Source organism: Burkholderia sp. MSh2 (assembly GCF_000731655.1).
GTDB classification, from domain to species: Bacteria; Pseudomonadota; Gammaproteobacteria; order Burkholderiales; family Burkholderiaceae; genus Burkholderia; species Burkholderia paludis.
In genome coordinates, this window is the sequence record NZ_JPGM01000047.1 from 38,144 (window position 1) to 61,748 (window position 23,605).

At 67.4% G+C, this 23,605-nt stretch carries 22 protein-coding genes; 11 read left to right on the forward strand and 11 right to left on the reverse strand.

What is annotated here, in order from left to right; translation table 11 throughout:
- Positions 1–3 precede the first annotated feature (3 nt).
- Genes GQ57_RS27235 through GQ57_RS27245 form a run of 3 tightly spaced genes read right to left on the reverse strand, consistent with a single transcriptional unit; the run spans position 4 to position 2,715 of the window.
- Positions 4–1,035, reverse strand: coding sequence for an extracellular solute-binding protein (locus GQ57_RS27235; protein WP_031403237.1), 1,032 nt, complete (start codon positions 1,033–1,035; stop codon positions 4–6).
- Positions 1,032–1,883 carry an ABC transporter permease gene (locus GQ57_RS27240; protein ID WP_034199518.1) on the reverse strand — a complete coding sequence of 284 codons (852 nt, stop codon included), beginning with the start codon at positions 1,881–1,883 and terminating at the stop codon, positions 1,032–1,034. The genes GQ57_RS27235 and GQ57_RS27240 overlap by 4 nt, the downstream gene beginning before the upstream one ends.
- Positions 1,870–2,715 carry an ABC transporter permease gene (locus tag GQ57_RS27245; protein ID WP_031403235.1) on the reverse strand — a complete coding sequence of 282 codons (846 nt, stop codon included), beginning with the start codon at positions 2,713–2,715 and terminating at the stop codon, positions 1,870–1,872. Before GQ57_RS27245 ends, GQ57_RS27240 begins: the two co-directional genes overlap by 14 nt.
- Positions 2,716–3,298: 583 nt before the next feature.
- Here GQ57_RS27245 and GQ57_RS27250 point away from each other — a divergent pair.
- Together GQ57_RS27250 and GQ57_RS27255 are read left to right on the forward strand one after the other, a co-directional pair.
- Positions 3,299–3,751 carry a GNAT family N-acetyltransferase gene (locus GQ57_RS27250; RefSeq protein WP_031403234.1) on the forward strand — a complete coding sequence of 151 codons (453 nt, stop codon included), beginning with the start codon at positions 3,299–3,301 and terminating at the stop codon, positions 3,749–3,751.
- A 15-nt stretch (positions 3,752–3,766) separates the two neighbouring features.
- Positions 3,767–4,774, forward strand: coding sequence for an AraC family transcriptional regulator (locus tag GQ57_RS27255; RefSeq protein ID WP_031403233.1), 1,008 nt, complete (start codon positions 3,767–3,769; stop codon positions 4,772–4,774).
- Between the two features lie 245 nt (positions 4,775–5,019).
- Here the strand turns inward: GQ57_RS27255 and GQ57_RS27260 are convergent, their stop codons facing one another.
- The 3 genes from GQ57_RS27260 to GQ57_RS27270 all read right to left on the reverse strand — a co-directional run bounded on the left by GQ57_RS27260 (position 5,020) and on the right by GQ57_RS27270 (position 7,958).
- Positions 5,020–5,856, reverse strand: coding sequence for a M48 family metallopeptidase (locus GQ57_RS27260; RefSeq protein ID WP_052001493.1), 837 nt, complete (start codon positions 5,854–5,856; stop codon positions 5,020–5,022).
- A gap of 534 nt (positions 5,857–6,390) precedes the next feature.
- Positions 6,391–7,596 (reverse strand): MFS transporter, encoded by a 1,206-nt coding sequence (locus tag GQ57_RS27265; protein WP_034199519.1) that lies wholly within the window; start codon positions 7,594–7,596, stop codon positions 6,391–6,393.
- The gene (locus GQ57_RS27270; RefSeq protein ID WP_034199536.1) at positions 7,593–7,958 is read right to left on the reverse strand and encodes a RidA family protein; all 366 of its coding nucleotides are present in this window, start codon (positions 7,956–7,958) and stop codon (positions 7,593–7,595) included. The genes GQ57_RS27265 and GQ57_RS27270 overlap by 4 nt, the downstream gene beginning before the upstream one ends.
- 139 nt (positions 7,959–8,097) lie before the next feature.
- Between GQ57_RS27270 and GQ57_RS27275 the strand changes: the two genes are divergently transcribed.
- The 6 genes from GQ57_RS27275 to GQ57_RS27300 all read left to right on the forward strand — a co-directional run bounded on the left by GQ57_RS27275 (position 8,098) and on the right by GQ57_RS27300 (position 14,508).
- Complete coding sequence (locus GQ57_RS27275) at positions 8,098–8,916, forward strand: TrmB family transcriptional regulator (protein WP_031403547.1); 819 nt, start codon at positions 8,098–8,100, stop codon at positions 8,914–8,916.
- Between the two features lie 101 nt (positions 8,917–9,017).
- Positions 9,018–9,878: a PhzF family phenazine biosynthesis protein gene (locus GQ57_RS27280; RefSeq protein ID WP_034199520.1), complete on the forward strand. Its 861-nt coding sequence runs from the start codon at positions 9,018–9,020 to the stop codon at positions 9,876–9,878.
- 90 nt (positions 9,879–9,968) lie between these two features.
- Complete coding sequence (locus GQ57_RS38300) at positions 9,969–10,775, forward strand: HD domain-containing protein (RefSeq protein ID WP_152603361.1); 807 nt, start codon at positions 9,969–9,971, stop codon at positions 10,773–10,775.
- A 336-nt stretch (positions 10,776–11,111) separates the two neighbouring features.
- Positions 11,112–12,038, forward strand: coding sequence for a ribokinase (rbsK, locus tag GQ57_RS27290; protein ID WP_034199521.1), 927 nt, complete (start codon positions 11,112–11,114; stop codon positions 12,036–12,038).
- Positions 12,039–12,079: 41 nt separating this feature from the next.
- Positions 12,080–13,453, forward strand: coding sequence for an L-fucose:H+ symporter permease (fucP, locus tag GQ57_RS27295; protein ID WP_034199522.1), 1,374 nt, complete (start codon positions 12,080–12,082; stop codon positions 13,451–13,453).
- Positions 13,454–13,455: 2 nt separating this feature from the next.
- On the forward strand, positions 13,456–14,508 hold the full coding sequence (locus GQ57_RS27300) for an aldose 1-epimerase family protein (RefSeq protein ID WP_031403552.1): 1,053 nt from the start codon (positions 13,456–13,458) through the stop codon (positions 14,506–14,508).
- 22 nt (positions 14,509–14,530) lie between these two features.
- Here the strand turns inward: GQ57_RS27300 and deoR are convergent, their stop codons facing one another.
- Positions 14,531–15,301, reverse strand: a complete 771-nt coding sequence (gene deoR / locus GQ57_RS27305; RefSeq protein WP_034199523.1) for a DNA-binding transcriptional repressor DeoR — start codon at positions 15,299–15,301, stop codon at positions 14,531–14,533.
- 146 nt (positions 15,302–15,447) lie between these two features.
- Here deoR and deoC point away from each other — a divergent pair, with 146 nt between their 5' ends.
- On the forward strand, positions 15,448–16,128 hold the full coding sequence (deoC, locus tag GQ57_RS27310; protein WP_034199524.1) for a deoxyribose-phosphate aldolase: 681 nt from the start codon (positions 15,448–15,450) through the stop codon (positions 16,126–16,128).
- Positions 16,129–16,344: 216 nt separating this feature from the next.
- Here the strand turns inward: deoC and GQ57_RS27315 are convergent, their stop codons facing one another.
- Genes GQ57_RS27315 through GQ57_RS27325 form a run of 3 tightly spaced genes read right to left on the reverse strand, consistent with a single transcriptional unit; the run spans position 16,345 to position 19,341 of the window.
- Complete coding sequence (locus tag GQ57_RS27315) at positions 16,345–18,366, reverse strand: sensor histidine kinase (protein WP_235215135.1); 2,022 nt, start codon at positions 18,364–18,366, stop codon at positions 16,345–16,347.
- Positions 18,356–19,021, reverse strand: coding sequence for a FlhC family transcriptional regulator (locus GQ57_RS27320; protein WP_063934601.1), 666 nt, complete (start codon positions 19,019–19,021; stop codon positions 18,356–18,358). The genes GQ57_RS27315 and GQ57_RS27320 overlap by 11 nt, the downstream gene beginning before the upstream one ends.
- Positions 19,018–19,341 carry a flagellar transcriptional regulator FlhD gene (locus GQ57_RS27325; protein WP_031403557.1) on the reverse strand — a complete coding sequence of 108 codons (324 nt, stop codon included), beginning with the start codon at positions 19,339–19,341 and terminating at the stop codon, positions 19,018–19,020. The genes GQ57_RS27320 and GQ57_RS27325 overlap by 4 nt, the downstream gene beginning before the upstream one ends.
- Before the next feature lie 316 nt (positions 19,342–19,657).
- Here GQ57_RS27325 and GQ57_RS27330 point away from each other — a divergent pair, with 316 nt between their 5' ends.
- Both GQ57_RS27330 and GQ57_RS38305 read left to right on the forward strand, forming a co-directional pair.
- Positions 19,658–20,410 (forward strand): response regulator, encoded by a 753-nt coding sequence (locus GQ57_RS27330; protein WP_235215136.1) that lies wholly within the window; start codon positions 19,658–19,660, stop codon positions 20,408–20,410.
- A gap of 119 nt (positions 20,411–20,529) precedes the next feature.
- The gene (locus GQ57_RS38305; RefSeq protein ID WP_052001495.1) at positions 20,530–22,266 is read left to right on the forward strand and encodes a hybrid sensor histidine kinase/response regulator; all 1,737 of its coding nucleotides are present in this window, start codon (positions 20,530–20,532) and stop codon (positions 22,264–22,266) included.
- 341 nt (positions 22,267–22,607) lie between these two features.
- Here the strand turns inward: GQ57_RS38305 and GQ57_RS27340 are convergent, their stop codons facing one another.
- Complete coding sequence (locus GQ57_RS27340) at positions 22,608–23,534, reverse strand: LysR family transcriptional regulator (protein WP_031403544.1); 927 nt, start codon at positions 23,532–23,534, stop codon at positions 22,608–22,610.
- Between the last annotated feature and the right edge of the window lie 71 nt (positions 23,535–23,605).

Consider the following 23,605-nt stretch of genomic DNA (forward strand, 5'->3'; position numbering starts at 1 on the left):
GAATCACTGATTGCTCTTCAGCTTCAGCCAGACCTTGTTGCGCAGTTGAATCGCCGCGGGCGAGCACATCTTGTAAGGCTTGAGCCGCGACTTGTACTGCTCCGGCGTCTTGATCGCGGGATTGTCGTGCAGCGCGGGATCGATGTAGCGCTCCGATCCGATAATCTCGTTGCTGTACCGGAGTGCGTTCGTCACCAGCGCGATGTTCTCGGGCCGCATCATCCAGTCGAGGAACTTGTACGCCGAATCGACATTTCGCGCCTTTGCCGGAACCAGCAAGCTGTCCATGAACAGCCGGACGCCCTCTTTCGGATACACGAAGCGGATCGTCGGCAGGCGGTCCTGCGCTCGTGCGGCGGCGCCGTTCCAGACGTGCTGAACGATGATCTGCCGGGTCGCGAGCCGATCGACCGTGCCGTCGTTGCTGTACGTCTTCACGAACGGCTTCTGCTTCTGCAGCACATCGAGCACGCGCTTCGCGTCCTCGGGACGCTCGGTGCATTCGTCCTGTCCCAGATACCAGCTCGCGGCCATGTACAGTTCCTCCTCGACGTCCAGATCGCCGATCTCGCCGCGCAGCGCCTCGGGAGGCTCGAAGAACGACTTCCAGCTGTCGTCGAGCCGGCCGCCCGGCACGCGCGCGCTGTCGTAGGCAAACCCGGTCAGGACGACCGTGAAGGGCATCGCGTAATCCCGCTGCGGGTCGAACGACGGATGACGGTACTCGGGCTTGATGTTGGCGATATTGGGCAACTTGCTCTTGTCGAGCTTGAGCAGAAGGCCCGACTTCACGAGCACCGGCACGTAGTAGTCGCCGCCCACCACGACGTCGTATCCCCCTCCTCCCGCCTGCAGCTTCTGGGTCAACGCCGCATCGCTTGCATAGGTGTCGAGCGTCGTCTCGATGCCGGTATCGGCCTGGAACTTCTTGAGCAGGTTGACGGGCAGGATGTTCGGCCAGCTTCCGATATGGAGCTCGGCGGCCTGGGTCGAGACAGCGGCAAGCAGCAACATCGCACCGATTGTTTTTTTCATGCTGTTCCTATTGCGTGTAGATTGGCGTGGTGTATCTCGGACTGCTGGGTCCTGGATCTTTTCCTGCCTCGGGCGCCGATGATCCAGACCGCCATCAGTTGCAGCGTCGAGAGTCCGATGATGACGGTCGACACGGCACTGATCTTCGGCGTGATTCCGATCTTCAATGCGCCGAAGATGTACATCGGCAAGGTGGTCATGCCCGCGCCGGCGAGAAAGTAGCTGGTGACGTAGTCGTTCATCGACGCGACGAAGGACAGCAAGGCCCCGGCGACGATGCCGGATAGCGCCAGCGGCAGGGTAATTTGACGGAAAGTGGCCCAGGGCGTGGCCGACAGGTCCGCGGCTGCCTCGAGCAGCGTGCGATCGATCGTCGCGAGCCTGGCCTTGATCGGCAGGTAGGCCAGCGGTACGCAAAACACCACGTGGGCAAACAGCACGGCGCCGAATCCCAGTTCCGTCTCGAACATCGAGAACAGCATCATGGTCGCGATCGCCAGCACGATCTCGGGTATCACGAGCGGCAGCGCAATGACGAGTCCCGCGGAGTCGAAACCGCGCCGGTTGCCTCTCGACCACCAGGCGACCGCCGCGCCCGTCGCGAGCGTGGTGGAGAGCACCATCGACGCCAGCGCCAGCAGGAGCGAATTCTTCGCGGCGCGGACCAGCGTCGGATCGGCCCAGGCGTCGACGTAAGCGCGCATCCCGAACCCGTCCCATACGAGGGCGGACGGCCCGGCGTTGAAGCTCATCCCCATCACGGTCAGCATCGGCAGATAGAGGAACGCCAGCACCGCGCAGGCGATCGCCCCGGTCAGTGGAAACCGGCGCAGCTCAGGCGAAATCATGCATGCGCTCCTGCCGTTGAAACAGCGAACCCAGGCGCGACGCGAGCATCGCCACAAGCACGATGGCGAGCAACGCGAACGACATGGCGGCGCCCAGCGGCCAATCCCGTCCGCCGGCGAACTGGAAGTCGATCAGGTTGCCGATCATGAACGCGTGGTTGCCGCCGAGCAGGCCCGGGATCGTATAGGAACCCAGTGCCGGAACGAAGACGAGCCCGGTTCCGGCCATGATGCCCGGACGGCAGCACGGCACGACGACATGAGCCAGTGCCGCCGACTTGTCGGCTCCCAGGTCGTAGGCCGCCTCGACCAGCCGCCAGTCGAAATCGTCGAGCGCGGCGAAGATCGGCACGACCATGAACGGCGTGAACGCATAGACGAGGCCGATCAGCGTCGCGAGATCGGTATAGAGCAAGCCGAGCGGGCCGTGCATCAGGCCGATGCCGGACAACAGCCGGTTCAGGAGGCCGTCGTCCGCAATGACGATGATCAAGCCGTACATCTGGACGACGACGCAGGTCCAGAACGGAATCGTGATCAGGATCAGCAGCATGGCTTTCCACTTCAGGGAGCGCGTCGCAATGAACAGCGCCGTCGGGAATCCGATCAGCAGACATCCCGCGGTGGTCAGGACGGCCATGGTCATCGACCGGGCGAAGATGGCGAGATAGCCCCGCTGAAGGACGCGCGCCCCGTCCCAGTCCCGATCGAAGACAATCCGCTCGTACGCCCGGGCGGTGAAGTCGCCCCACGACACGCCGCCGAAATCGCGCGGCGCGCTGAGCGACACCACCGCCAGGACGATCAGCGGAAAGACGACGCCCACCATCATGACGAGCAGCGTCGGGTTGGCCATCGGCCGCCAGGACTTCAGCAGATTGAGCAGGGAGACTTGGCGCACGGCCAACGACCTCAAATCAGTCAGTTCGATTGGCAAGAAGCGTACCAAATCGACAGCCTCATTTATAGTCGGCGCGTGTGCCGATTACGCCAATGTGTTACCCCTGTGCGCCATCGTCATTATAAATTTGCGATACTGCATTTTTTTAAGAATTATTGCATATACGGAAATTTCCGATCGCGCGCGTTACGGAAATCGCCGCCCCGGCATTTTAAGGCGGCCGATCGTCGCGCTGAAATGACTGGATAGGGTGCACCGGGCCATGCGCCGACACCGGGCCGGTGATCCGTGGCGCTCGGCGGCGCAGCCGCCAGCCCCTGCCCTGCTCTACCGGATCGCACGCGTGGGGAGCAGGGCTTCCCGGCCGCGCCAGCCGGCCATCGCGAACCGCCAGCGACACGTCTTCGTCCGGATCGATAATCCTCGATCGTGGAGTGTTTGCAAAAATCGTGAGATAGTTGCGCAGTTTTTTGGCACGCAAATTTCACATAACGAGAAGAGAGGCAATAAAAACATGGCCATTGCTGAGAAGCTGAAATACCGCCCGATGACCGAACGCGATGTCGGCGCCTTTTATGATGTGCGATTCTCCGTGCGCGAGAATAGAATTCACCCCCACCAGGTCCACCTTCTGAACCGCGACCTCCTGATCGAGAAGATCCGGCAGGGCGGCGGCTGGATCTGCGAGCATGACGACGAAGCCGTCGGAATCTGCCTGCCGGTCATTACCGAAAAGCCGTTCATCTCAGCGTTGTTCGTGGCACCGCCCTTCCATGGCGCGGGCATCGGCCGCGAGCTGCTCGCCCGTGCGCTGACCTGGCTGACGGAGAAAGGCGTGGCTCAGGTCACGCTTGTGACCGATCCCGGCTCGCGCGCCGACGGCTTTTACCAGCGTCTGGGCTGGAAGCGTGGCGACCTGGACGAGTACGGGTGCCAGGTCGTGTTTACGAAGTCGCTGGGGAACTAGAATCCAAGGGATCGAATGAAGCCGGTAGCCGACGCGATTCGCCGCACTGCTGCACAATGTCCAGCACCGCTGCACACCATCTTCATCACGCTCGACCTGATGAAGCGCATGGGTGTTCCGGTCGATGTCCTGCTGAAAGGCACCGGCATTTCTCCTTCCGACATCGAACGCCCCGGCGCAATGGTGACGCATGCACAGGAAATGGTGCTGTTCGCGAATGCGCGCGAGGCAACCGGCAACAGCGCGATCGGACTGCATATCGGCCATGCGATCCCGGTGACGTCGTACGGCCTGCGCGGCCACGCGATGCTGGTAAGCCCGACGTTGGGCGCGGCGCTGCGACTGGGCTTCGAGCACCCGCTGCTCGGGATCAGCTATTTCAGAATACGGGTGACCACGTCGGGCGAGACCGCGAGAATTACGGTCGGCGGCTACACCTATCGCACCGATCTGCTGGTCGTCAACACCGACATGGTATTTACGGCGGTGCGCCGGCAGATACGCGACCTGATCGGATGCAATCCCGAGTTCTCGAGAATCGGGTTTGTCTACCCCGAGCCGCCGCACGCGGCGTCTTACGCGGAATATTTCAACTGCCCGATCGAATTCGGCGCCGACGAGAACTACCTCGAATTGAGTGCATCGACGCTGGAAATCGCGCTTCCGCTCGCCCATCCGCTCGAATTCGAAACGGCAAGGAAGGCGTGCGCCAAACGTGAATTCGAGCTGGCGCACTGGGTTCCCTCCGACCTCATCGGGCGGCTGCTCGGCCTGATGTACGACGATCCCACGTGCCAGGACGTCGCGGAATTGTCTCAACAACTCGGCATTTCAATGCGGAGCCTGCAGCGAAAGCTTCAGGAAATGGGCACGTCGTTCAGTGCGCTGTACGACATCGTCCGCCAGGACCTGACGTCGCGATATCTGTCGGAAAAGGAATACACCGTGAAGGAGATCGCCGCGCGACTGGGGTACAAGAATACGTCCGCGTTCAGCCGGGCGATGAAGCGCTGGTCGAAATGAACTGGTTCGCCTTCGACGCGGCGAGCGGACGGCCCGATGACGCACGGGCCGGCACGTCGTCGCGATGCCGGTGGTCGATCGCTTGCCCGACGGCTTGTCGGCCAGCGTGAAGCGCATCGCGATGCCGGCGAGGGCCGCCGGCATCATCGACGACGCGCGGGCCTTGCCCCGCCGCATCGGGATCGACATGCCGTCAAGGTTGCCCGTCAGGCCCGCGAACACGCTTTCGGCCGCGGGCCTCGCGATTACCGTTGCGCGGCCGGCAACGTCATGTCGAAGGTCGGTTCGCCATCGCCCGCATATTTCGACCACGCATTGATGGCGGAGACGCGTCGCGTCAGGCGCGGATGCGTTCTGCAAATCTCGACGATGAATCCGGCAATCTCCGGCACGCTGTCCTCTTGCGCGACGAACGCCTCGCAGTTCATGGAATCGTTCAGCCGCTGACAGCCGCATCCAAGCATTTGCAACGCGCGGCGGGATGCATGGGCATCTTTCGACAGATACGCGCCGATGCTGTCGCAGGTGTACTCCCTTGCGCGCGAATAGGCCTTGCCCAGGAACGGAACGATGTGCGCCGGCAGCTTGATGAAATTCAACCACGGGTTCAGGTGTCCGGCAGCATGATGGCCGATTTCATGCCCGATCACGAAGCGCACCTGCGCATCGTTGTTTGCCTGCACGAGCGCCGATGTCAGAAAGACGTAGCGACTGCCCAGGATGCGTCGGGCAAACGCATTGAACAATCCATTCGAATTGTAAATAAACGTCTTCGGCGGCTCACTCAGACCGATCTCCTTCGCCCCCGCTTCCACCATCGCGTAAATCTCGGGAAACTGGGACGGGCCGAGCAGCACCATGTTTCCGAATGCGATCGCGCGATACATCACGCCGGCCACCAAGCGGAACACCACGAACGCAACGGCGTATCCGAAGTACATACGGACCGTTGCGCCAAATCTCGGATGATCCCAGTAGTCCCACACCAGTTGCGCGATCGCCAGCCAAAGAATGGCTCCGATCACCATCATCAGCCAGTGATAGACATTTTCCTTTTTGTTGCGAAGCTCTCTCACGTTCATTGCAATTCCCTTTTTTATGCTTCAACGCCGGTTTTTTTCGATTTCCGGTGACGTGTACTCGATGATGTTCCGGGGCGCGCGATCGATATCCTTCATCGGTCGCGCTCCCCGCGGTACCGGCCTATTCTGATTCGCTTCCCGTGATCCGGCAATGACACGCCCCTGCGATCGACCGGCCGCCGCCGCGTTCGGCCACGCCGGGCACAATCGCCAAATGTGAATTCGCACGGGGTACGCCATGCTCATGCCGGCGATCTGCCGGCAGCGCGGATGCGTGTATTCGGACAGCGTGGCCGCCCGGTCGCCGCGCGGGATCGAAGGAAGCCTTTCGCCGTGCGAGCCGACGCGCCTGTCGCCGGACTCGGGATTCGTGATGCGCGCGCCCGAGCGCAACTGCCGGCCCCGGCGCCGGCCTGTCCGCCAACGTCGCGGGCAGGTGAATGCCGGGCGCGGCTCACCGCCGATCGGCGAAGCACGCAGTCATGCGAGAAAAAGGCAGGTCCGGCGCGATCGCGCACGTATGTCCGCACGCGCTCAACCGGCGGACGTCGGCTCGTTCCGCGCCGCGCCGCTCGCCGCCGCGGACCCGATCCACCCGGCCGCCACGATCGCCGCGGCGGTCACGATCATCATCGCGCCCCACCCGACCCGCGCATCGAGCAGCCCCGCAGCCACCGCGCCGCCGGCGCCGGCCGCATAGTAAAGCGTCAGATACGCGGCGCTCAACGCGCCGGCCCGGGCCGGCTCGATCGCGACGACGCGCGCCTGGTTCGCGACCTGCGCGGCAAAGCAGCCGGCGTCGAACAGTGCCAGCCCGGCGCCCAGCCATCCGGGACGGCCGAGCGCGACACCGAGCAGCAACGCCGCAACGGCCGCCACGCCGAGCCCGCCGCGAATGACGGCGCGATCGCCGAACCGGTCGGCCAGTTTCCCGGCGACCCGCGTCACGCCCAGGCCCAGCACGCCCGCGAGACTGTACGCGCCGATCGCGGCGGCGCCCAGCCCATACGGCGGCCCGGCCAGACGCAGCGCGAGCCCCACCCAGACCAGATTGAACGCGAAGAACCACAGCATGCCGGCGCAGGTCCGTCGCCTCAACTCGACGCTGCCGCGCAACAGCCGCGGCATGGCGGCGATCGCGACCGCGTGGCCGGGGCGCCCTTGCGGCCGGCCGCCCGGCAACAGCACGGCGGCGCCGACGGCGGCCAGCGCGACGCATCCGGCCAGCACGAGCAATGCGCCGCGCCATCCGCACCCTTGCGACAGCACGCCGCCCACGAAGCGGCTCAGCAGGATGCCGGCGGAGATGCCCGCCGACACGGCCCCCATCGCCGCGCCGCGCCGTTGCGGGTCCGCGCGTTTTCCGGCGACGGCGCTGCATTGCGCCGCCACCGTGGTTGCCGCGCCGACCAGGAAGAAGCCCGCGTCGAGCGCGAGCGGCCCGGGCGAGCGCGACGCGCACGCCAGCAACAGCGCGAGCGCGCCCATCTGCGCGGGAACGAGCGTGCGCGGACTGAACCGGTCGACCAGCGGAACCAGCAGCGCAAGGCCGGCCAGATAGCCGAGCATCGTGACCGAAGCGAGATCCGCCATGCGCGACGCGGCGACGCCGAACTCGCTCGCGATGGCGGACAGCGACGGCTGCAACGCATAGCCGTTGGCGATCGCCACGCCGGCCGCCAGCGCCAGCACCGCGGTCGCGGCGCGCGACAGCGGCGCGCGCTTGCCGGCGTCGGTCACGCCGCGGCCCTGACCGCGATCGCCTCGACTTCGACCAGGATCCCGGGATCGACGAAGGGCAGCGCATGCACCAGCGAGAACGCCGGCCGGATCTCGCCGTAGATCTCGCCATGCGCGCGCGCCGCGTCTTCCCAATGGTCGAAATCCGCGACCACCAGGCGGCTCTGGACGACGTCCGCCAGCGAAAACCCGCTGCCCGTCAGCACCTGCTCGATCGTCGCGAGCGCGTCGCGCGTCTGCGCGTAAACGTCGTCTCCTTTGCCGGCCGTCCCGGAAATGTAGATGGTGTTGTCCACGACCACCGCGCGCGAGTAGCCGACCTTGGGCTCCCACGGGGAGCCGGTACTGATTCGTTGACACATCTTGAAGATCCCTCCGGTCAGGTTCAGGAACATGACTTACTACTTGGGTAGTAAGTCATGGCGATTGTATACTACCGCAGTAGTTAATCAAGGGATGCGTTGCAGGCGGCCGCGAAAGCAGGCGCCGGAGCCGATACACATGAGCGAAAACACGGAGCTGATCACGTCGCTGATCCGGCTTGGCTTCACCCAGTACGAAGCGCAGGCGTACGCGGCCCTCGTCGGGCAAGCCGCGCTGACCGGCGCGGAAGTCGGCCGGCGCGCCGGCATGCCGCCGTCGAAGATCTACGAAACCCTGGCGCGCCTGGAAGCGCGCGGCGCGGTGCTCGTCAACCGGTCCGAGCCCGTCCGCTATGCGGCCGTGCCGCACCGGTCGCTGCTGGAGGACTTGCGCACACGCTTCAATGCGGATCTCGAACTGGCCGCGGGCGCGCTCGACCGGCTGCCGGTTCAGCAGGAACCCGGGCTGGTCTGGTCGCTGAGCGGGCGGGAAGCGATCGCCAGCGCATTCGCGCGCGTCATCGTCGGCGCGAAGGCGCAGTTGTTCGCGGGCGTATGGGACGAGGAACTCGACGACCTCGGGCCGCTGCTCGAGGCGGCCGCGGCGCGGGGCGTCGATACGCACGTCGCGGTTTACGGCAATCGCACGCTCAACGGGCCGCGCCACTACGACATGGCCAAGTGCGGCGCCAGCGCCAGGCTCAGGCTCTCGGGGCGCCGGCTCGCCGTCGCGGTGGCGGACGACACCGAAGCCGTGGTCGCGGAATTCGGCGATCATTCTGCCGATCACGCCACCTTGACGACCAATCCGGTCATCGCGCTGCTCGCGGTCGAGTACATCAAGGCGGACGTGAGCGGGCGCGTGCTGATCGACGCATTGAGTCCGGCGGAATACCGGAAAGTCCTGAAGCATCCCGACATGCAGGCGATGCTCGCGCCGCCCGGCCAGCCTGGCTGACCCGCGCGGCGCCGCATGCATCGAGCGGCACGCTCCCCCTGCCCGTGCTCGTCCGCCTCCCGGCCCGGGCACGGCCATCGTCACCCTCACGCGAACCTCACATGACCTCGTATGCTTTCCGCCTGCTGAACGTGTTCGCCGAATCCACCTTCGGCGGCAACCCCCTCTGCGTATTCGAAGATGCGCGCGGCATGGACGAGGCGACCATGCGCGCCCTCGCCGTGCAGTTCAACCTGTCCGAGACGACCTTCGTGCTGCCGTCGGACCGCGCGCATGCGCGGGTACGCATCTTCACGCCGGGCTACGAGATGGCGTTCGCGGGCCATCCGACGCTCGGCACCGCGCACGTCGTGCGCGACCTGCTGGATGCGGGCGACGATCTCGCGCTCGAATTCAAGGCCGGCGTGGTCGACGTCCGTGCGCGCGACGACGTGTGGGCATTCACCGCGCCGCATGCCGGCATGCCGAAGACGGCGGCGTGCGCGTTGTCCGATGCGCGGACGGCGGCCCTGCTCGGCCTCGCGGAAAGCGATCTGCTCGCGCCGCCGCTCTGGGTCGACACCGGCGCCGACCAGTTGCTGATCGCGCTCAAGAGCGTCGATGCCGTGCGCCGCGCGCAGCCCGACGGCGCCAGCCTCGAGACCTGGCCGAAAAGCAGTCTCGGCCGCAAGACCGCCTACGTGTTCGCGTTCGACGCCGAGCGCCCGGGGAAAGTGGTGTCCCGCTACTTCTTCGCGAAACAGGGCGGCGGCTTCGCGGAAGATCCGGGCACCGGCTCGGCCTGCGCGAACCTGGGCGGCTGGCTGCTCGCCAACCGCCGCGATCTGCCCGCCGCGTTCCAGGTCGAACAGGGCGAAGCCGTCGGCCGGCCCTGCCTGCTGCATCTGTCGGTCAGTGCAACCGGCACGATCGGCGTCGGCGGGCGCGTGATCGAACTCGGGCGCGGCGTCGTCAACGTGTAGTGCGCGAGGTGCGGGTCGCGCCATGCTCGCGCGGGTCGCGACTCGCGCCGCAGGCACGCCCTGCGTGGCGACGACGGCCCGGCGGCTGACATGCCGCCACGCGCTGCCGTTGCCGTTGCCGTTGCCGTTGCCGCTGCCGTTGCCGACGCGCAACCCGCATCGCACGCGCCGCCGCGTTTGCTATGCTGCGCGCATCGCCTGCCCGAGCCGCTCGACCACATGACCGACCTCGCCCCCGATCCCGCCCGCACGTTGCGCATGACCTGCGACGCATGCTTCGGCACCGCCGCCGTCTGGCCGCTGGTCGAGCGCGCGTATGGCGAGCCGCACCGCCACTACCACACGCTCACGCACCTGGCCGAGCTGTTCGCGCATCTCGCGCCGTTTCGTGCGGAACCGCTGTGGCCGGCCATCGAGCTCGCCGTCTGGGCGCACGATTTCGTCTACGCGACGACGACGCCCGGCTATGCCGACAACGAAGCGCACAGCGCGCAATGGCTCGTGACCGTCACGGACGCGCACTGCAGCGAAGCCTGGTTGCATGCGCACGCATCGCACGTGCGCGTGGCATACGATCTCGTACTCGCGACGAAGTCGCACCGCCTGCCCGATGCGCTCACGTCCGATCCGGCGCTGCAACGCGCCGGGCGGATTTTTCTCGACGCCGATCTCGCGATTCTCGCGTCCGCGCCCGAGCGGCTGCGCGCATACGATCGCGCGATCGCACGCGAGTGGGTGCAGGACCCCGATGCGCCGTCAGCAGCATTCCGCACGGGCCGAAGGCAGGCGCTTGAACATCTGCGAGCGCAGGTTCCGCTGTTTCAGTCGGCGGAATTCGCACCGCTCACGCCGGTTGCGCTCCGCAATCTCGATGCGTTGATCGCCGCCTACGCGTGACCGCGATGCGCACCCGCCCGAACACCCCCGCATAAGCGCCGCCGGCTCGGCCTCGCCCGGCGTACGCGGCGATCCCGCGCGTTCGCCCGGCGCGACGCCCGCGGCATGGCCGCGCCGCAACGGCGCGTCGTCTCGTCCGCCTCCGCACCATCGGATCGAAAAGCCGGAGCGCCTCCCCGCCTCCGGCACCCCCGCGTCGTGCCGTCGCCCGTTCAGAAAGTGACATATCAAACATCACAAGATTGCATTCTCACACTAAATGTGATTTTATTATCATATTCAGCAAGCCACCGCCGCACAGGCTCGTGGCGCGCCCATACCAAGGAAGAGACGCAGATGGAGACAATCGCCGTCATCGGCAGCAACATGGTCGACCTCGTGACCTATGTCGCACGCATGCCCGCCCGGGGCGAAACGCTCGAAGCGCCGAACTTCGAACTCGGCTGCGGCGGCAAGGGTGCGAACCAGGCCGTCGCGGCCGCGCGTCTCGGCGCACGCGTCGTGATGGTCACGAAGGTCGGCGACGACGTGTTCGCCGACAACACCATCCGCAACTTCGAGCGGGAAGGGATCGACACCACGCACGTGCGCAAGGTCGCCGGCGTGCCGAGCGGCGTCGCGCCGATCTTCGTGGAACCCGATTCGAGCAACAGCATCCTGATCGTCAAGGGCGCGAACCGCCACCTGAAGCCGGCCGACATCGACGCGGCCGCGCCGCAGCTCGCCGCATGCGCGCTGATCGTGCTGCAGCTCGAAATCGAACTCGACACCGTCTATCACGCGATCGAATTCGGTGCGCGCCACGGCATTCCGGTGCTGCTGAATCCCGCGCCCGCGGTGGCCGATCTCGATTTCGAGCGGATCCGCACCGTCGAATTCTTCGTGCCGAACGAAACCGAGCTCGCGATCGTATCGGGCATGCCGGTCGATTCGCTCGACACCGCGGTGCGCGCCGCCGAAGCGCTGGTCGCGCGCGGGCTGAAGCACGTGCTCGTCACGCTCGGCAGCAACGGTTCGCTGCTGGTATCGCACGACGGCGTGCGGCACGTGCCCGGCGTGCCGGTCGACGCGCGTGACACGACGGGCGCCGGCGATGCGTATATCGGCTGCTTCGCGCGCTGCTACGCGGCATCGCGCGACGCGCTCGACGCGATGCGTTACGCGTCCGCGTACGCCGCGCATTCGGTCACGGGCCTCGGCACGCAGAAATCGTACGCCGACGCCGCGACGTTCGAACGCTTCCTCCGCGACGCCGGCTTCTGAACGGCGCCTTCATCGACGAGACACCCGGGAAGGAGACACCCATGGGCCGAGCCAGAATCGAACACACCCCCGACGGCTACTACCTGAACCGCACGCCGCTATTCGCATTCACGCTGCTGTGCTGCCTGTTCGCGCTGTGGGGCACCGCCGCGAACCTGAACGACGTGCTGATCGCGCAGTTCAGGAAGTCGTTCTTCCTGTCCGATTTCGAATCGGCGTTCGTGCAGTCCGCGTTCTACCTCGGCTACTTCTTCCTCGCGATTCCGGCCGCGACCGTCGTGAAGAAGTTCAGCTACAAGACGACGATCCTGGTCGGGCTGCTGCTCTACACGACCGGCTGCCTGCTGTTCTTCCCGGCCGCGTCGATGGCGAAGTACGGGATGTTCCTCGTCGCGCTGTTCGTGATCGCGGCGGGCCTGTCGTTCCTCGAAACCGCGTCGAACTCGTACTCGACGCTGATGGGCCCGCGCGACACCAGCACGCGGCGGCTGAACATCTCGCAGACGTTCTATCCGTTCGGCGCGATGGCCGGCGTCTACATGGGCAGCCTCCTGATCTTCAAGGAAAACGACGCGTCTCATGCGCAGCTCGCGGCCATGTCGGCCGCCGAAGCGCACGTGCACCAGCTCGCGATGATCCAGGCCACGCTCGAGCCGTACAAGTGGCTGGTCGTCGTGCTCGTCGCGGTGTTCATCGTGTTCGCGTTCACGCCCTATCCGGCCTGCAAGGGCAACGGCCCCGGCGCGGCCACGCACCGGATCGACGCCCGCGGCACGCTCGCGCGCCTGTTCGGCAACCGGCGCTTCGTCGCGGGCGTCGTCGCGCAGTTCCTGTATGTCGGCGCACAGGTCGGCGTGTGGAGCTTCACGATCCGGCTCGCGATGCAGATCGGCGGCCTCAGCGAGCGCGGCGCGTCGCACTACCTGCTCGCGACGTTCTTCGCGTTCTTCGTCGGCAAGCTGATCGCCACGCTCGTGATGAAGCGCGTCGGCCCGGCCAAGGTGCTGATCGTCTACGGCATCCTGTGCATCGCGCTGCTCGCGTACACGATCGGCGTGCACAACATCACGGCCGTCTATGCCGCGGTGGGCGTGAGCGTGTTCCTCGGCCCGTGCTGGCCCACGATCTACGGCCTCACGATCGACGGGCTCGGCAAGGACACCGAATACGGCGGCTCGATCCTCGTGATGAGCATCGTCGGCGGTGCGGTCGTGCCGCTGATCCAGGGCCTGATCTCCGATCACACGGGCGGCAACATGCAGCTCGCTTTCGTCGTGCCGCTCGCGTGCTTCGTCGTGATCGTCCATTACGGCTTCTACTGCCTGCGCCACCTGCCGGCCGCGACGCCCGACGCAGCCGCCGACGGCCACGCGCCCGCGCGCTACGCCGCCACGCGCAACACGTCGGGAGCGTGAGCATGCGAGGCGAGATCGAACTGCGGCGCGACGACTTCCGCGACACCCCGCGCACGCTGTACCGCACCGACGGCCTCACCGTCACCGCGTTTGCGTATCCGTCAGGCGTCGAGGCGCTGAAACTCGAGAACCGCCGCGGCCATCTCGTCGTGCTGCCCTACCTCGGCCAGATGATCTGGGCCGCCGCGTTCGACGGCCGCGACCTGACGATGAAGCACATGTTCCGGCAACCGAAGCGCGCGGCGTCGATCCTCGACACCTACGGCTGCTTCATGTTTCACAGCGGCCTGCTGCGCAACGGCTGCCCGGGGCCGGACGACACGCATGCGCTGCACGGCGAGATGCCGTGCGCGCCGATGGACCGCGCGAGCCTCGTCGTCGATGCGGATGCGCATGGCGCGCGCGTCGAAGTGACGGGCGAATACGAATACGTGCAGGGCTTCGGCAGCCACTACATCGCGCGTCCGTCGGTGCGGCTCGCCGCGCACGATGCGCAGATGACGATCGCGATGGCCGTGACGAACCTCGGCGGCACGCCGATGGATCTCATGTACATGGCGCACCTGAATTACGCGTACGTGCCGGGCGGCCGCTTCGTGCAGGCGTTGCCGCCGGGCGCGCTGCGGTTGCGCGACAGCGTGCCCGCGCACGTGAAGCCGACCGCCGCGTGGCGCGACTATACGGCCGCGCTCGCGCGCGATCCGGCGCGGCTTCATGTGCTCGATACGCCCGCGCTGTACGATCCGGAGATCGTGTTCTTCATGAACGGCGCGGCAACGGACGCGGACGGCATCGCGCATTTCCGGCTCGCCCATCCGGACGGCGGCGCCTTCCATACCGCGTACCGCCCCGAGCAGTTCCCGCATGCGACGCGCTGGATCCTGCACAACGCGGACCAGCAGGTCGCCGCGTTCGCGCTGCCGTCGACCTGCGAGCCGGAGGGCTATGAGGCCGAGCGCCGCAAGGGCCATGTCGCGGCGCTCGCGCCGGGCGCGACGCGCCGCTTCGAAGTCGTCACCGGTTACCTGAGCGCGGCGGAAGCACGCGATGCATGACGCACCGCGCGGCCGCCCTGCGTCAGGTCACGAGCGCGATCCCGTGTTCGCGAATCGCCGTTTCGTAGCGGCGGCTCAGTTGCCCGTCGGAGATCACGTAGTTGAAGTCGGCGAGTTCGCCGAAATAGGCCGCGCGCACTTCGTCGAACTTCGTGTGGTCGACGAGCAGGAAGCGGTTCTGCGCGCGCGCCATCACCTTCTTCTTCACGTCGACCTCGTGGAAGTTGAAGCAGGTGACGCCGCAGCGGTCGCTCACGCCGGCCGCCGAGATGAACGCCTTGGACACGCGCACCGTGTCGAGGATGCCCGTCTCGGCCACCGACTCGAACACCATGTTCTTGCGGTGATACGCGCCGCCGCACAGGATCACGTTGCAATGCGGCTTCTGCTGCAGCTTCGCGAACACGTTCAGCGAATTGCAGACGGCCGTGAATTCGAGGTCGTCCGGAATGAAATCGACGACGAACGGCGTGGTCGAGCCGCAGTCGACGAAGATCGTGTCGCCGGTCGTCACGAACCGGGCGGCCAGCTTGCCGATGCGGCGCTTCTCCTCGGTCTGCCGGTCGTTCTCGGTGCTGACCACGTACTCGCCGATGTCGCTGCGCTGCGCGGCGAAGTGGCGCGTCACGTAGCCGCCGATCAGGCTGAGGCCGTGCGGGTTGTCCGCGAGATCGCGGCGGATCGTCATTTCGGAGACGCCGAACAGTTCGGCCACCTCCTTCAGATGAATCGCATTCTGCCCTTGCAGCACGTTCATCAACGTCTTGATTCGTTCGCCCTTCTTCGTTTCCATGCCAGTATCCTGCGTGCCCGTCGCATCCGTCGCTTGTCGTGCCGGGCGCGTGGGCCCGGCCGGAATGTCGTATTTGTAACAAACCGATGTGAAAACATCAACTTTCCGTGTGCCGTTCGGGCACACGCCCCGTGGAGTCCTGAAACATGCCGCTTTCCAACGCCCAACTCGCTCAAACCATCGATCACACGCTGCTCGCGCCCGACGCGAGCGACGCGCAGATCCGCGAGCTCTGCCGCCAGGCGGCCGGGCATCGCTTTTACTCGGTCTGCGTGAATTCGGCGAACGTGCCGCTCGCCGCCCGCGAGCTGGCCGGCACCGGCGTGCTCGTGTGCGCGGTGGTCGGTTTTCCGCTCGGCGCGGCGCTGTCGGCCGCGAAGGCATTCGAGGCGTCGGCCGCGATCGCGGCGGGCGCCGGCGAGATCGACATGGTGATCAACCTCGGCGCGCTCAAGAGCGGCCGCGCCGACGACGTGAAGGCCGACATCGAAACGGTGCATCGCGCGTGCGGCGCGGTGCCGCTCAAGGTGATCCTCGAAACGGGGCTGCTGACCGACGACGAGAAGGTGCGCGTGTGCGAGATGTGCCGCGATCTCGGCGTCGCGTTCGTGAAGACGTCGACGGGGTTCGGCCACGGCGGCGCGACGCTCGCGGACGTCGAACTGATGCGCCGCACGGTCGGCCCCGTGCTCGGCGTGAAGGCGTCCGGCGGCGTGCGCGACCGCGCCGCCGCGCTCGCGATGCTGGCGGCCGGCGCGACCCGGCTCGGCACGAGCTCGGGCGTGGCGATCGTGACCGACCAGGGCGGCAGCGACTCGGCGTACTGACCGACGACGCGCGCCGCCGCCGGCGTCCCGCAGGCGCGGCGGTCGCGGGCCGACTTCGCCGGCCCGGGGAGAAGGCCGGGCGTCCGCCGCGAGCCGGCCCGGGACGGACGCCGGCGGCACCGCCATGCCGCAGCGCACCGCCGCGCCCGTCGAGGTGCCGCATCCCGCGTGGCCCGGCAGGAGGCGGCGCGCGCGCGCCGGCGAGGAGGCCGCGCGTCATCCATACGTGCCCCCGCCCGCCGTCGAACGCATCGCGTCCGCCGCGTCGCCCGCGCCGGCGCCCGCCGCCGGCAACGTCACCGTCACCGTCGTCCCCTTCCACGCGGCGCTGCTGACGCCGATCTCACCGCGATGGCGCTCCACGACCGCCTTGGCGAACGCCATCCCGAGCCCGACGCCCCTGGAATCGGGTTGACCTTCCAGCCGGAAGCGCTGGTAGCGCTCGAACAGTCTGGCCTGATCCTCGGCCGCGATCCCGTAGCCGCGATCACGGATCACGCAGCGCACCGACGCGCGGTCCTCGGTCAGCCCGACGCGGCACTCGACGCGCGTATGCGATGCGCTGTACTCGACCGCATTCCCCAGCAACTTGACCAGCGCGCGCGACAACAGCACGGGATCGCCGTACACGAGCGCGTCCTCGCAAGGCGGTACGTCGCCGACGTCGATGTCCTTTTCGCGGGCGTGCGGCCAGACCTCGTCGCGCGCCTGGTTCATCAGGTCCGCGACGTTGACGAGCTCCGGCGCGTACTCGCCGGCCTCGGCCCGCGACACTTGCGCGAAACCGTCCGCCATCGCCAGCGTATGGCGCGCCAGCCTGCCGATCTCGTGCAGGCGCTCGCGCAACGTGCAGTCGGACTGGCACGGTTCCGGGGCGCCGACGAGCACGACGACCGATGTGAGCGGTGCACGCATGTCGTGCGAGAACAGCGTCAGCATGTCGTTGCGCTGCCGCTCGAGCACCTCGCGGCGGGCGTACGCGCCGCGCAACCGGTCCAGCGCGTCGTTCAGGCGCGCGATCTCCGGCCCCTTGCCCGGCACCGCGACGAGCGGCAACGGGTCGCCCTGGCTCAGCGCGACGATACCGCGGCTCAATGCGTCGAGCGGCTTCGACAGCGTACGCTGCGTGCCGCGCACGAGCAGGATCAGGATGACGACGCAGCAGGCGGCTTCGGCGGCGGACCAGGCCATCCTGAGGCGTGCCGCGTTGCGCTGCTCGACCGCGCGCGACCGCGTGACGTCGAGCACGCGGTCGCGCAATTGCTCCGCCGGCCGCAGGTCGCGCATGATCCGCCGCGTGAAATCCTCGGCGCTCATCGCATAGCGGCCCGTGCGACCCGCGCGGATCGTCGCCGACACCAGCGGCAGCAGGCTGCCGTCCATCGTGTCGTTCAGCCGCGCGAAATCGTTCGCGAGGGTCGCGTCGGCGCGCTGCGGCGCGATCGCGCCGGCAATCAGCGCACGGAGCTGCACGATGCGGCCGCGCATCTGGAGAATGCGCGCGAGCCGCTCGTCGTCGAGCGGCGTGTTCCGCGTCAGCGACGCGACGAACAGCCCGCCGAGCCGCCCGGTGTATTCGCGCAGGTCGCCGAGCAGGTACGCGAGCATCAACGCGTTCGCGGTATCGGGATGGCGCATCGCGGCGCTCGCCATCACGTCACGCGCCAGCGTCGCCAGATCGTCGCCGGCCGCGACCATCCGGTCCTGCGCGGACTGGATCTGCCACACCGCGCGCGCGCTCGACGGCTGCGCGGCGAGCACGTCGATCTCGTGCCGCGCGTCGGCCAGCTCGGTACGGATCGATTCGATCGCATGCAGCGCGATCCCGCGCTCGAGCGCATCGAGCACGCCCGACTGCTCGAGCTGCGTGCGAAGCGCATCGAGCGCCTCGTCCGAGCGCCCCCGTGCAACGCTCACGGCCGCCACGTCGGCCGCCGCGTCGCTGCGCCGATGCGCGAGCAGCACATTGGCCGGCCAGCGTTCGGCCGAGACCCGATTCAACGCGACCATCGCGCGTTCGACCTGCCCGAAGTCGCGCAGATCGAGGCTGCCCTGCCGGTACAGCCGATAGCTGTCCCAGACGTTCGTCCCGCACGCGACCGCCGTCAGCGCCACGACGAGCGCGACGCCGGCACGCATCCACTGCCGGATCGGCAGGCCGCCGGGTTTCGCGAGGTCGGCCCCGGGTTCCGGCGAACCCGTGGCGCATGCGGCCTCGCCCGCTCCGCTAGCCTGCATCGCGCTCTCCCGGCCATCTGCCGGCCCCGCCCGCGCGTCTCGCGCGTCTCGCGGACGTGCCGCCTTCGCGGCGGGACAGGGCCGTCGCCGGTGGGTCGTCGCACAGCGCGCACGGCACGGCGCCATCGATTCGCGTGCGCTTGCCGGCGCGGGGCGGCAACCGGCACGCGACGCAGGCCCGATGGCGGCGCAGCGCATAGCGATACGTGATGAACGACGCGCCGCAATGCGCGCACGACGCGAGGTCGAGCACGCCGCAGTCGACGAAGCGCACGAGCATCCACGCGCGCGTCAGGTCGAGCGGCAGCGCCAGGCCGGCCGCGCCGCCGTGTTCCGCATACAGCGTGTAGGCCTTGATGAGCGCGTCGACCCGGGAGCAGCCCGCCTCGTTGCGCAGGAAACGGTAAATGCCATGGAACAGCGATGCGTGCAGATTCGCGAACCACGTCATGTACCAGTCCGTCGACGACGGCAGCATGCCCTTCGGCGCCGGGACGCCGCGCACCTCGCGGTACAGCCGCGCGAGACGGTCGCGCGGCAGCGCGCACTCGATCTCCAGCATCTGCAGACGCGCGCCGAGCCGGATCAGCGCCACCGCCTGCATCGTCCGTTGCGCATCGTCGGCGAGGCCGTGCCGTCTGGCCGGATCGTTCATCGCGCGATCTCGTCGGGCAGCGCGAGGCCGCTGAGCGTCATCGCGGCGTGCAGGCGCACGATGTCGACGGGCCCCGTCGCGCGGGTCAGCGCCGAGATCACGCCGCACCGGCTCAGGCGCAACGCGCAGACGAGCTGCCCCGCCGACGCGAGGTCGTTCATGTGCTTCACCGACAACGCCGACAACGCGTCGGCGGCATCGGCGTTCACACCCAGACGGAACATGCCGGTCGCGCGATCCGACTGCAGCAGCCGCTGCGCCAGGCACAGATACGACATGTTCACTTCCCACATTGCATCGCTGTCGTTGACAAGTTCCATCGTTCACCTCGATTGATGCGCGATCAGGATCAATGCACGATCGTCATAACGCGTGCCGAGAAAAAACTTATTACGGATCGTTATTTTCTTATTGCAGTGCGAAGCATCGACACTGGACACGCCGCACGATGTGCATCACGTGCCGGCATCGCGCAGCCCTTCCATTCCGGCGCGGCCGCCGGCGTCGCGGACAGCGTCGCGACGATGCTCGCGACGCCTCGCACGGCGGCCTCGACTCCGCCTGAATTGCAAACCGTTGCGATTGAGTCTCGGCGATATCGCGTCGAATGTAAACGCGACGTTAGGCGCAAGACAAATGCAGGATAAACAGCGGGAAAACGGGACTTTAGTATTAAGACTTTCGTCTTGTACAATCCGGTTCGCTCATCATCAATCCGCACCGGCCTCCCCACATTTCATCGTCCCAATGAAAATTCTGATCGTCGACGATCACGCGATCCTGCGGGACGGCGTGGAAATGCTGCTCCGCCAGGAAGATGGCGACACCATCGTCGTTCAGGCAGGCAATGCGGACGACGCGGTGCGGATGCTCGACCGGCACACCGATCTCGACGCGATCGTGCTCGACCTGAAACTCCACGGCATGGACGGGCTCGAAGCCCTCGCGGTGTTCGCGAAGCTGCGCCCGGGGCTGCCCGTCATCGTGCTCTCTTCGTCGGAGGATTCGAGCGCGGTGCGCAATGCGTTCGCGCAGGGTGCCATGGGCTACGTGCCGAAGTCCGCCGGCCCGCGCACGCTGCTGTCCGCCATCCGGATCGCGCTCAACGGCGAGCGCTACGTGCCGCCGCTGCTGCTCGACGAGCAGGCCGCGCCGCAGCCGGACGCCGTCGCGAGCCCGCCGCCCGCGCTGCGCGACGCGACGTTGACGCAACGCCAGATCGAGGTGCTGCGCTTTCTCGCGGAAGGCGTGCCGAACAAGGTCATCGCCGACAAGCTCGGCCTGTCCGAAAAGACCGTCAAGGCGCATATCACGGCGATCTTCAAGGCACTGAACGTGATCAACCGGACCCAGGCCGCCGCGGCCGGCAGGAAGGCCGGGCTGATCTGAGCGCCCTTGCCGCGAGCCGATCCGGACGGCGCGGCGGCGCTTGACCGGCATTGCGTGAATTGCCAACCCGCCGCGAATGGCCTAGATTTTTTTTATCATCATCGCCAGCGGGATCACAGATGGCCTCCACGCCTCGCCCCACGGCCGGGCACGCATCGTCCGACGCGCCAGCCGATCACGACGGTCCGTTCGACCTCGCCGCGGACGTGATCGAGCGCTGGCAGCGCCTGGTCGATCTGATGGCGGACATCGTCGGCGTTCCGGCCGGGCTGATCATGCGTCATGTCGGCAAGGACATCCAGGTCGTGGTGGCGAGCCGCAACGAAGCGAATCCGTTCTACCAGGGCGAGTCGGCCGAACTGTCCGGCTCGGGGCTCTACTGCGAAGCGGTGATCGACAGCGATCGCTCGCTGGTCGTGCCCGACGCGCGCCAGTCGCCGCAATGGCGCCACAACCCGGACCTGCGCGTCAACATGGTGTCGTATCTCGGCCTGCCGATTCACTGGCCCGACCGCACGACGTTCGGCACGATCTGCGTGCTCGACTGCAAGGAGAACGCGTATTCGGAACGGTACATCCGGCTCGTCGAGGAATTCCGCGACCAGATCGAGATGCAGTTGCAGCTGATCGATGCACGACGGGTGGCCGAACGCGAGCGCCGGCGCGCCGCGCAGCTCGCCGAGAACTTCCGCAGGCAGAAGGACCTCGCGACCGAGGCGTCGCACGTCAAGTCGCGCTTTCTCGCGGCCGCGAGCCACGACCTCCGCCAGCCCGTCCATGCGCTCAGCCTGTTCGTCGGCGCGCTGCGGCACGTGCCGATGTCCCCCGACGGCGCGTTGCTCGTCGAGCGCATCAACCAGTCGGTCGACGCGATGGACGAACTGTTCACCGCGATCCTGGACATCTCGCGGCTCGACGCGGGCGTCGTGCCGGTGCGGCGCCGGCCGTTCGCGATCGGCACGGTGCTGGAGCGCGTGTGCAGCGACGTGGCCGTCGATGCGCATGCGAAGGGACTGCAACTGTCGTACGTGCGCAGCTCCATCGTCATCGACTCCGACCCGGTGCTGCTCGAACGCATCGTGCGCAACCTGCTGTCGAACGCCGTGCGCTATACCGACGCCGGACGCATCGTCGTCGGCTGCAGGCGCACCCTCACGCACGTGCGCGTGCAGGTCATCGACACCGGGCGCGGCATCCCCGCCGATCAGCAGAGCCGCGTGTTCGACGACTACTACCAGCTGACCCATCACGGCCGCGGGCACGAACAGGGCATGGGCCTCGGGCTGGCGATCGTGCGGCGCCTCGCGGAGCTGCTCGATTGCCCGCTGATGCTGCGCTCCGAGCCCGGGCAGGGGTCGTGCTTCGAGCTGCAGGTGGCGCGCATGCCCTCAACCGTGCGCCCGCCCACGCCCGTCGTGGACGAGATCGCCGTCGATGCGGCAGCGGCCGCCGCCCATCTCGTGGTCGTGATCGACGACGAATCGGCCATCCGCACCGGCATGTCGATCCTGCTCGCGCAATGGGGCTACCGCGTCGTCGCGACCGCGTCGGCGAGCGAGGCGATCGCCCAGCTGGCCTCGGACGACATCCGCCCGACCTTGCTGATCTGCGACCTGCACCTGCATAGCGACGAGAACGGAATCGGCGCGATCACGCGGCTGCGCGACGAGTACAACGCGGCGATTCCGGCGATGCTGATCACCGGCGACACGATGGCGCGCCGGCCCGGCGGTGCGAAACACGGCGGCTTCATGCTGCTGCACAAGCCGGTGCCGAGCGACAAGCTGCGCTCGGCCATGGAGCGGCTGCTGCGCGCGCAGACGGGGAAACGCACGCGGCAGGCCGGGCCGGGCTGACGCGGTTTCGTGCGCTGTCCGGGTTCGGCCTGTCGCCGGCGTTCGACGAGCGCGGTGCACGCGTCACCGCACGGCATACCGCACCGGGCTCGCGAGTGCGTGTGTGCGCGAGTGCGTGTGTGCGTGTGTGCGTGTGTGCGTGTGTGCGTGTGTGCGTGTGTGCGTGTGTGCGTGTGTGCGTGTGTGCCTGCGTGCCTGCGTGCCTGCGTGCCTGCGTGCCTGCGTGCCTGCGTGCCTGCGTGCCTGCGTGCCTGCGTGCCTGCGTGCCTGCGGGATGATGCGCCGGCAATCCTTCACGCGACGGAACCGTCGTTCGGCCACGCTGCCACGCGCGACGATCGTCAGCCGGCAGCCGATCCCGCTTCGCCCGCCAGCCCCGCGATCCGTTCACGCAGCCGCGGGGCGACGAAATCGAGGAACGCGCGCAGCTTCAGCGGCATCGGCGCCTGCCCCTTGTGCACGAGGCTGACCGGCAGCGGCCGCGATTCGAACGCATCGAGCACCACGTCGAGCGCGCGATCGCGCACGGCCTGCGCGACCTGGTACGACAGCACGCGAATCAGCCCGACGCCGAGCACGGCGGCATCGATGGCCGCCTCGGCCGTGTTCACCGCGAAGCGCGAATGCACGGGCACCGTCAGTTCGCCCTTCTCGCCGTCGAACACCCACGCGCGCCGCGACGCCAGCACCTCGAACGTGATGCATTCATGCTGCGCCAGATCGGCCGGCCCGACGGGCACGCCGTGCGCCGCGAGGTACGCGGGGCTCGCGCAGACCACGCGACGCACGCTGCCGACGCGCGTGGCCATGAAACTGCTGTCGGGCAGTTCGCCGATCCGCAGCGCGACGTCGATCTGCTCTTCCATCAGGTGGGTGACGCGATCCGTCAGCACCAGGCGCACGTCGATCTCGGGATAGCGGGCAAGGAACGCGGCCACCACCGGCACGACATGCAGGCGCCCGAACACGATCGGCGCGGTGACGATCAGCTCGCCGCGCGGCGCCGCGTATTCGCCGGTGGCCGCGCGCTCGGTTTCCGCGATGTCGTCGAGGATGCGCCGGCAACCGGCGACATAGGACTCGCCCGCCTCGGTCAGCGACAGTTGCCGCGTCGTGCGATGCAGCAGCCGCGTGTTCAGGTAGGACTCGAGGTCCGCGATCTTGCGACTCACGGTCGCCAGCGGGATGTCGAGCCGGCGCGCGGCGGCCGACATGCTGCCGGCGTCGACCACCGCCACCAGCAGGGACATCGACTCGAGACGATTCATGTTGCCTCTCGAATTCCGGAAAGATGATTCCAGATTCTGGTGGATTATCTTTCCTGGTGCAAGACGATACG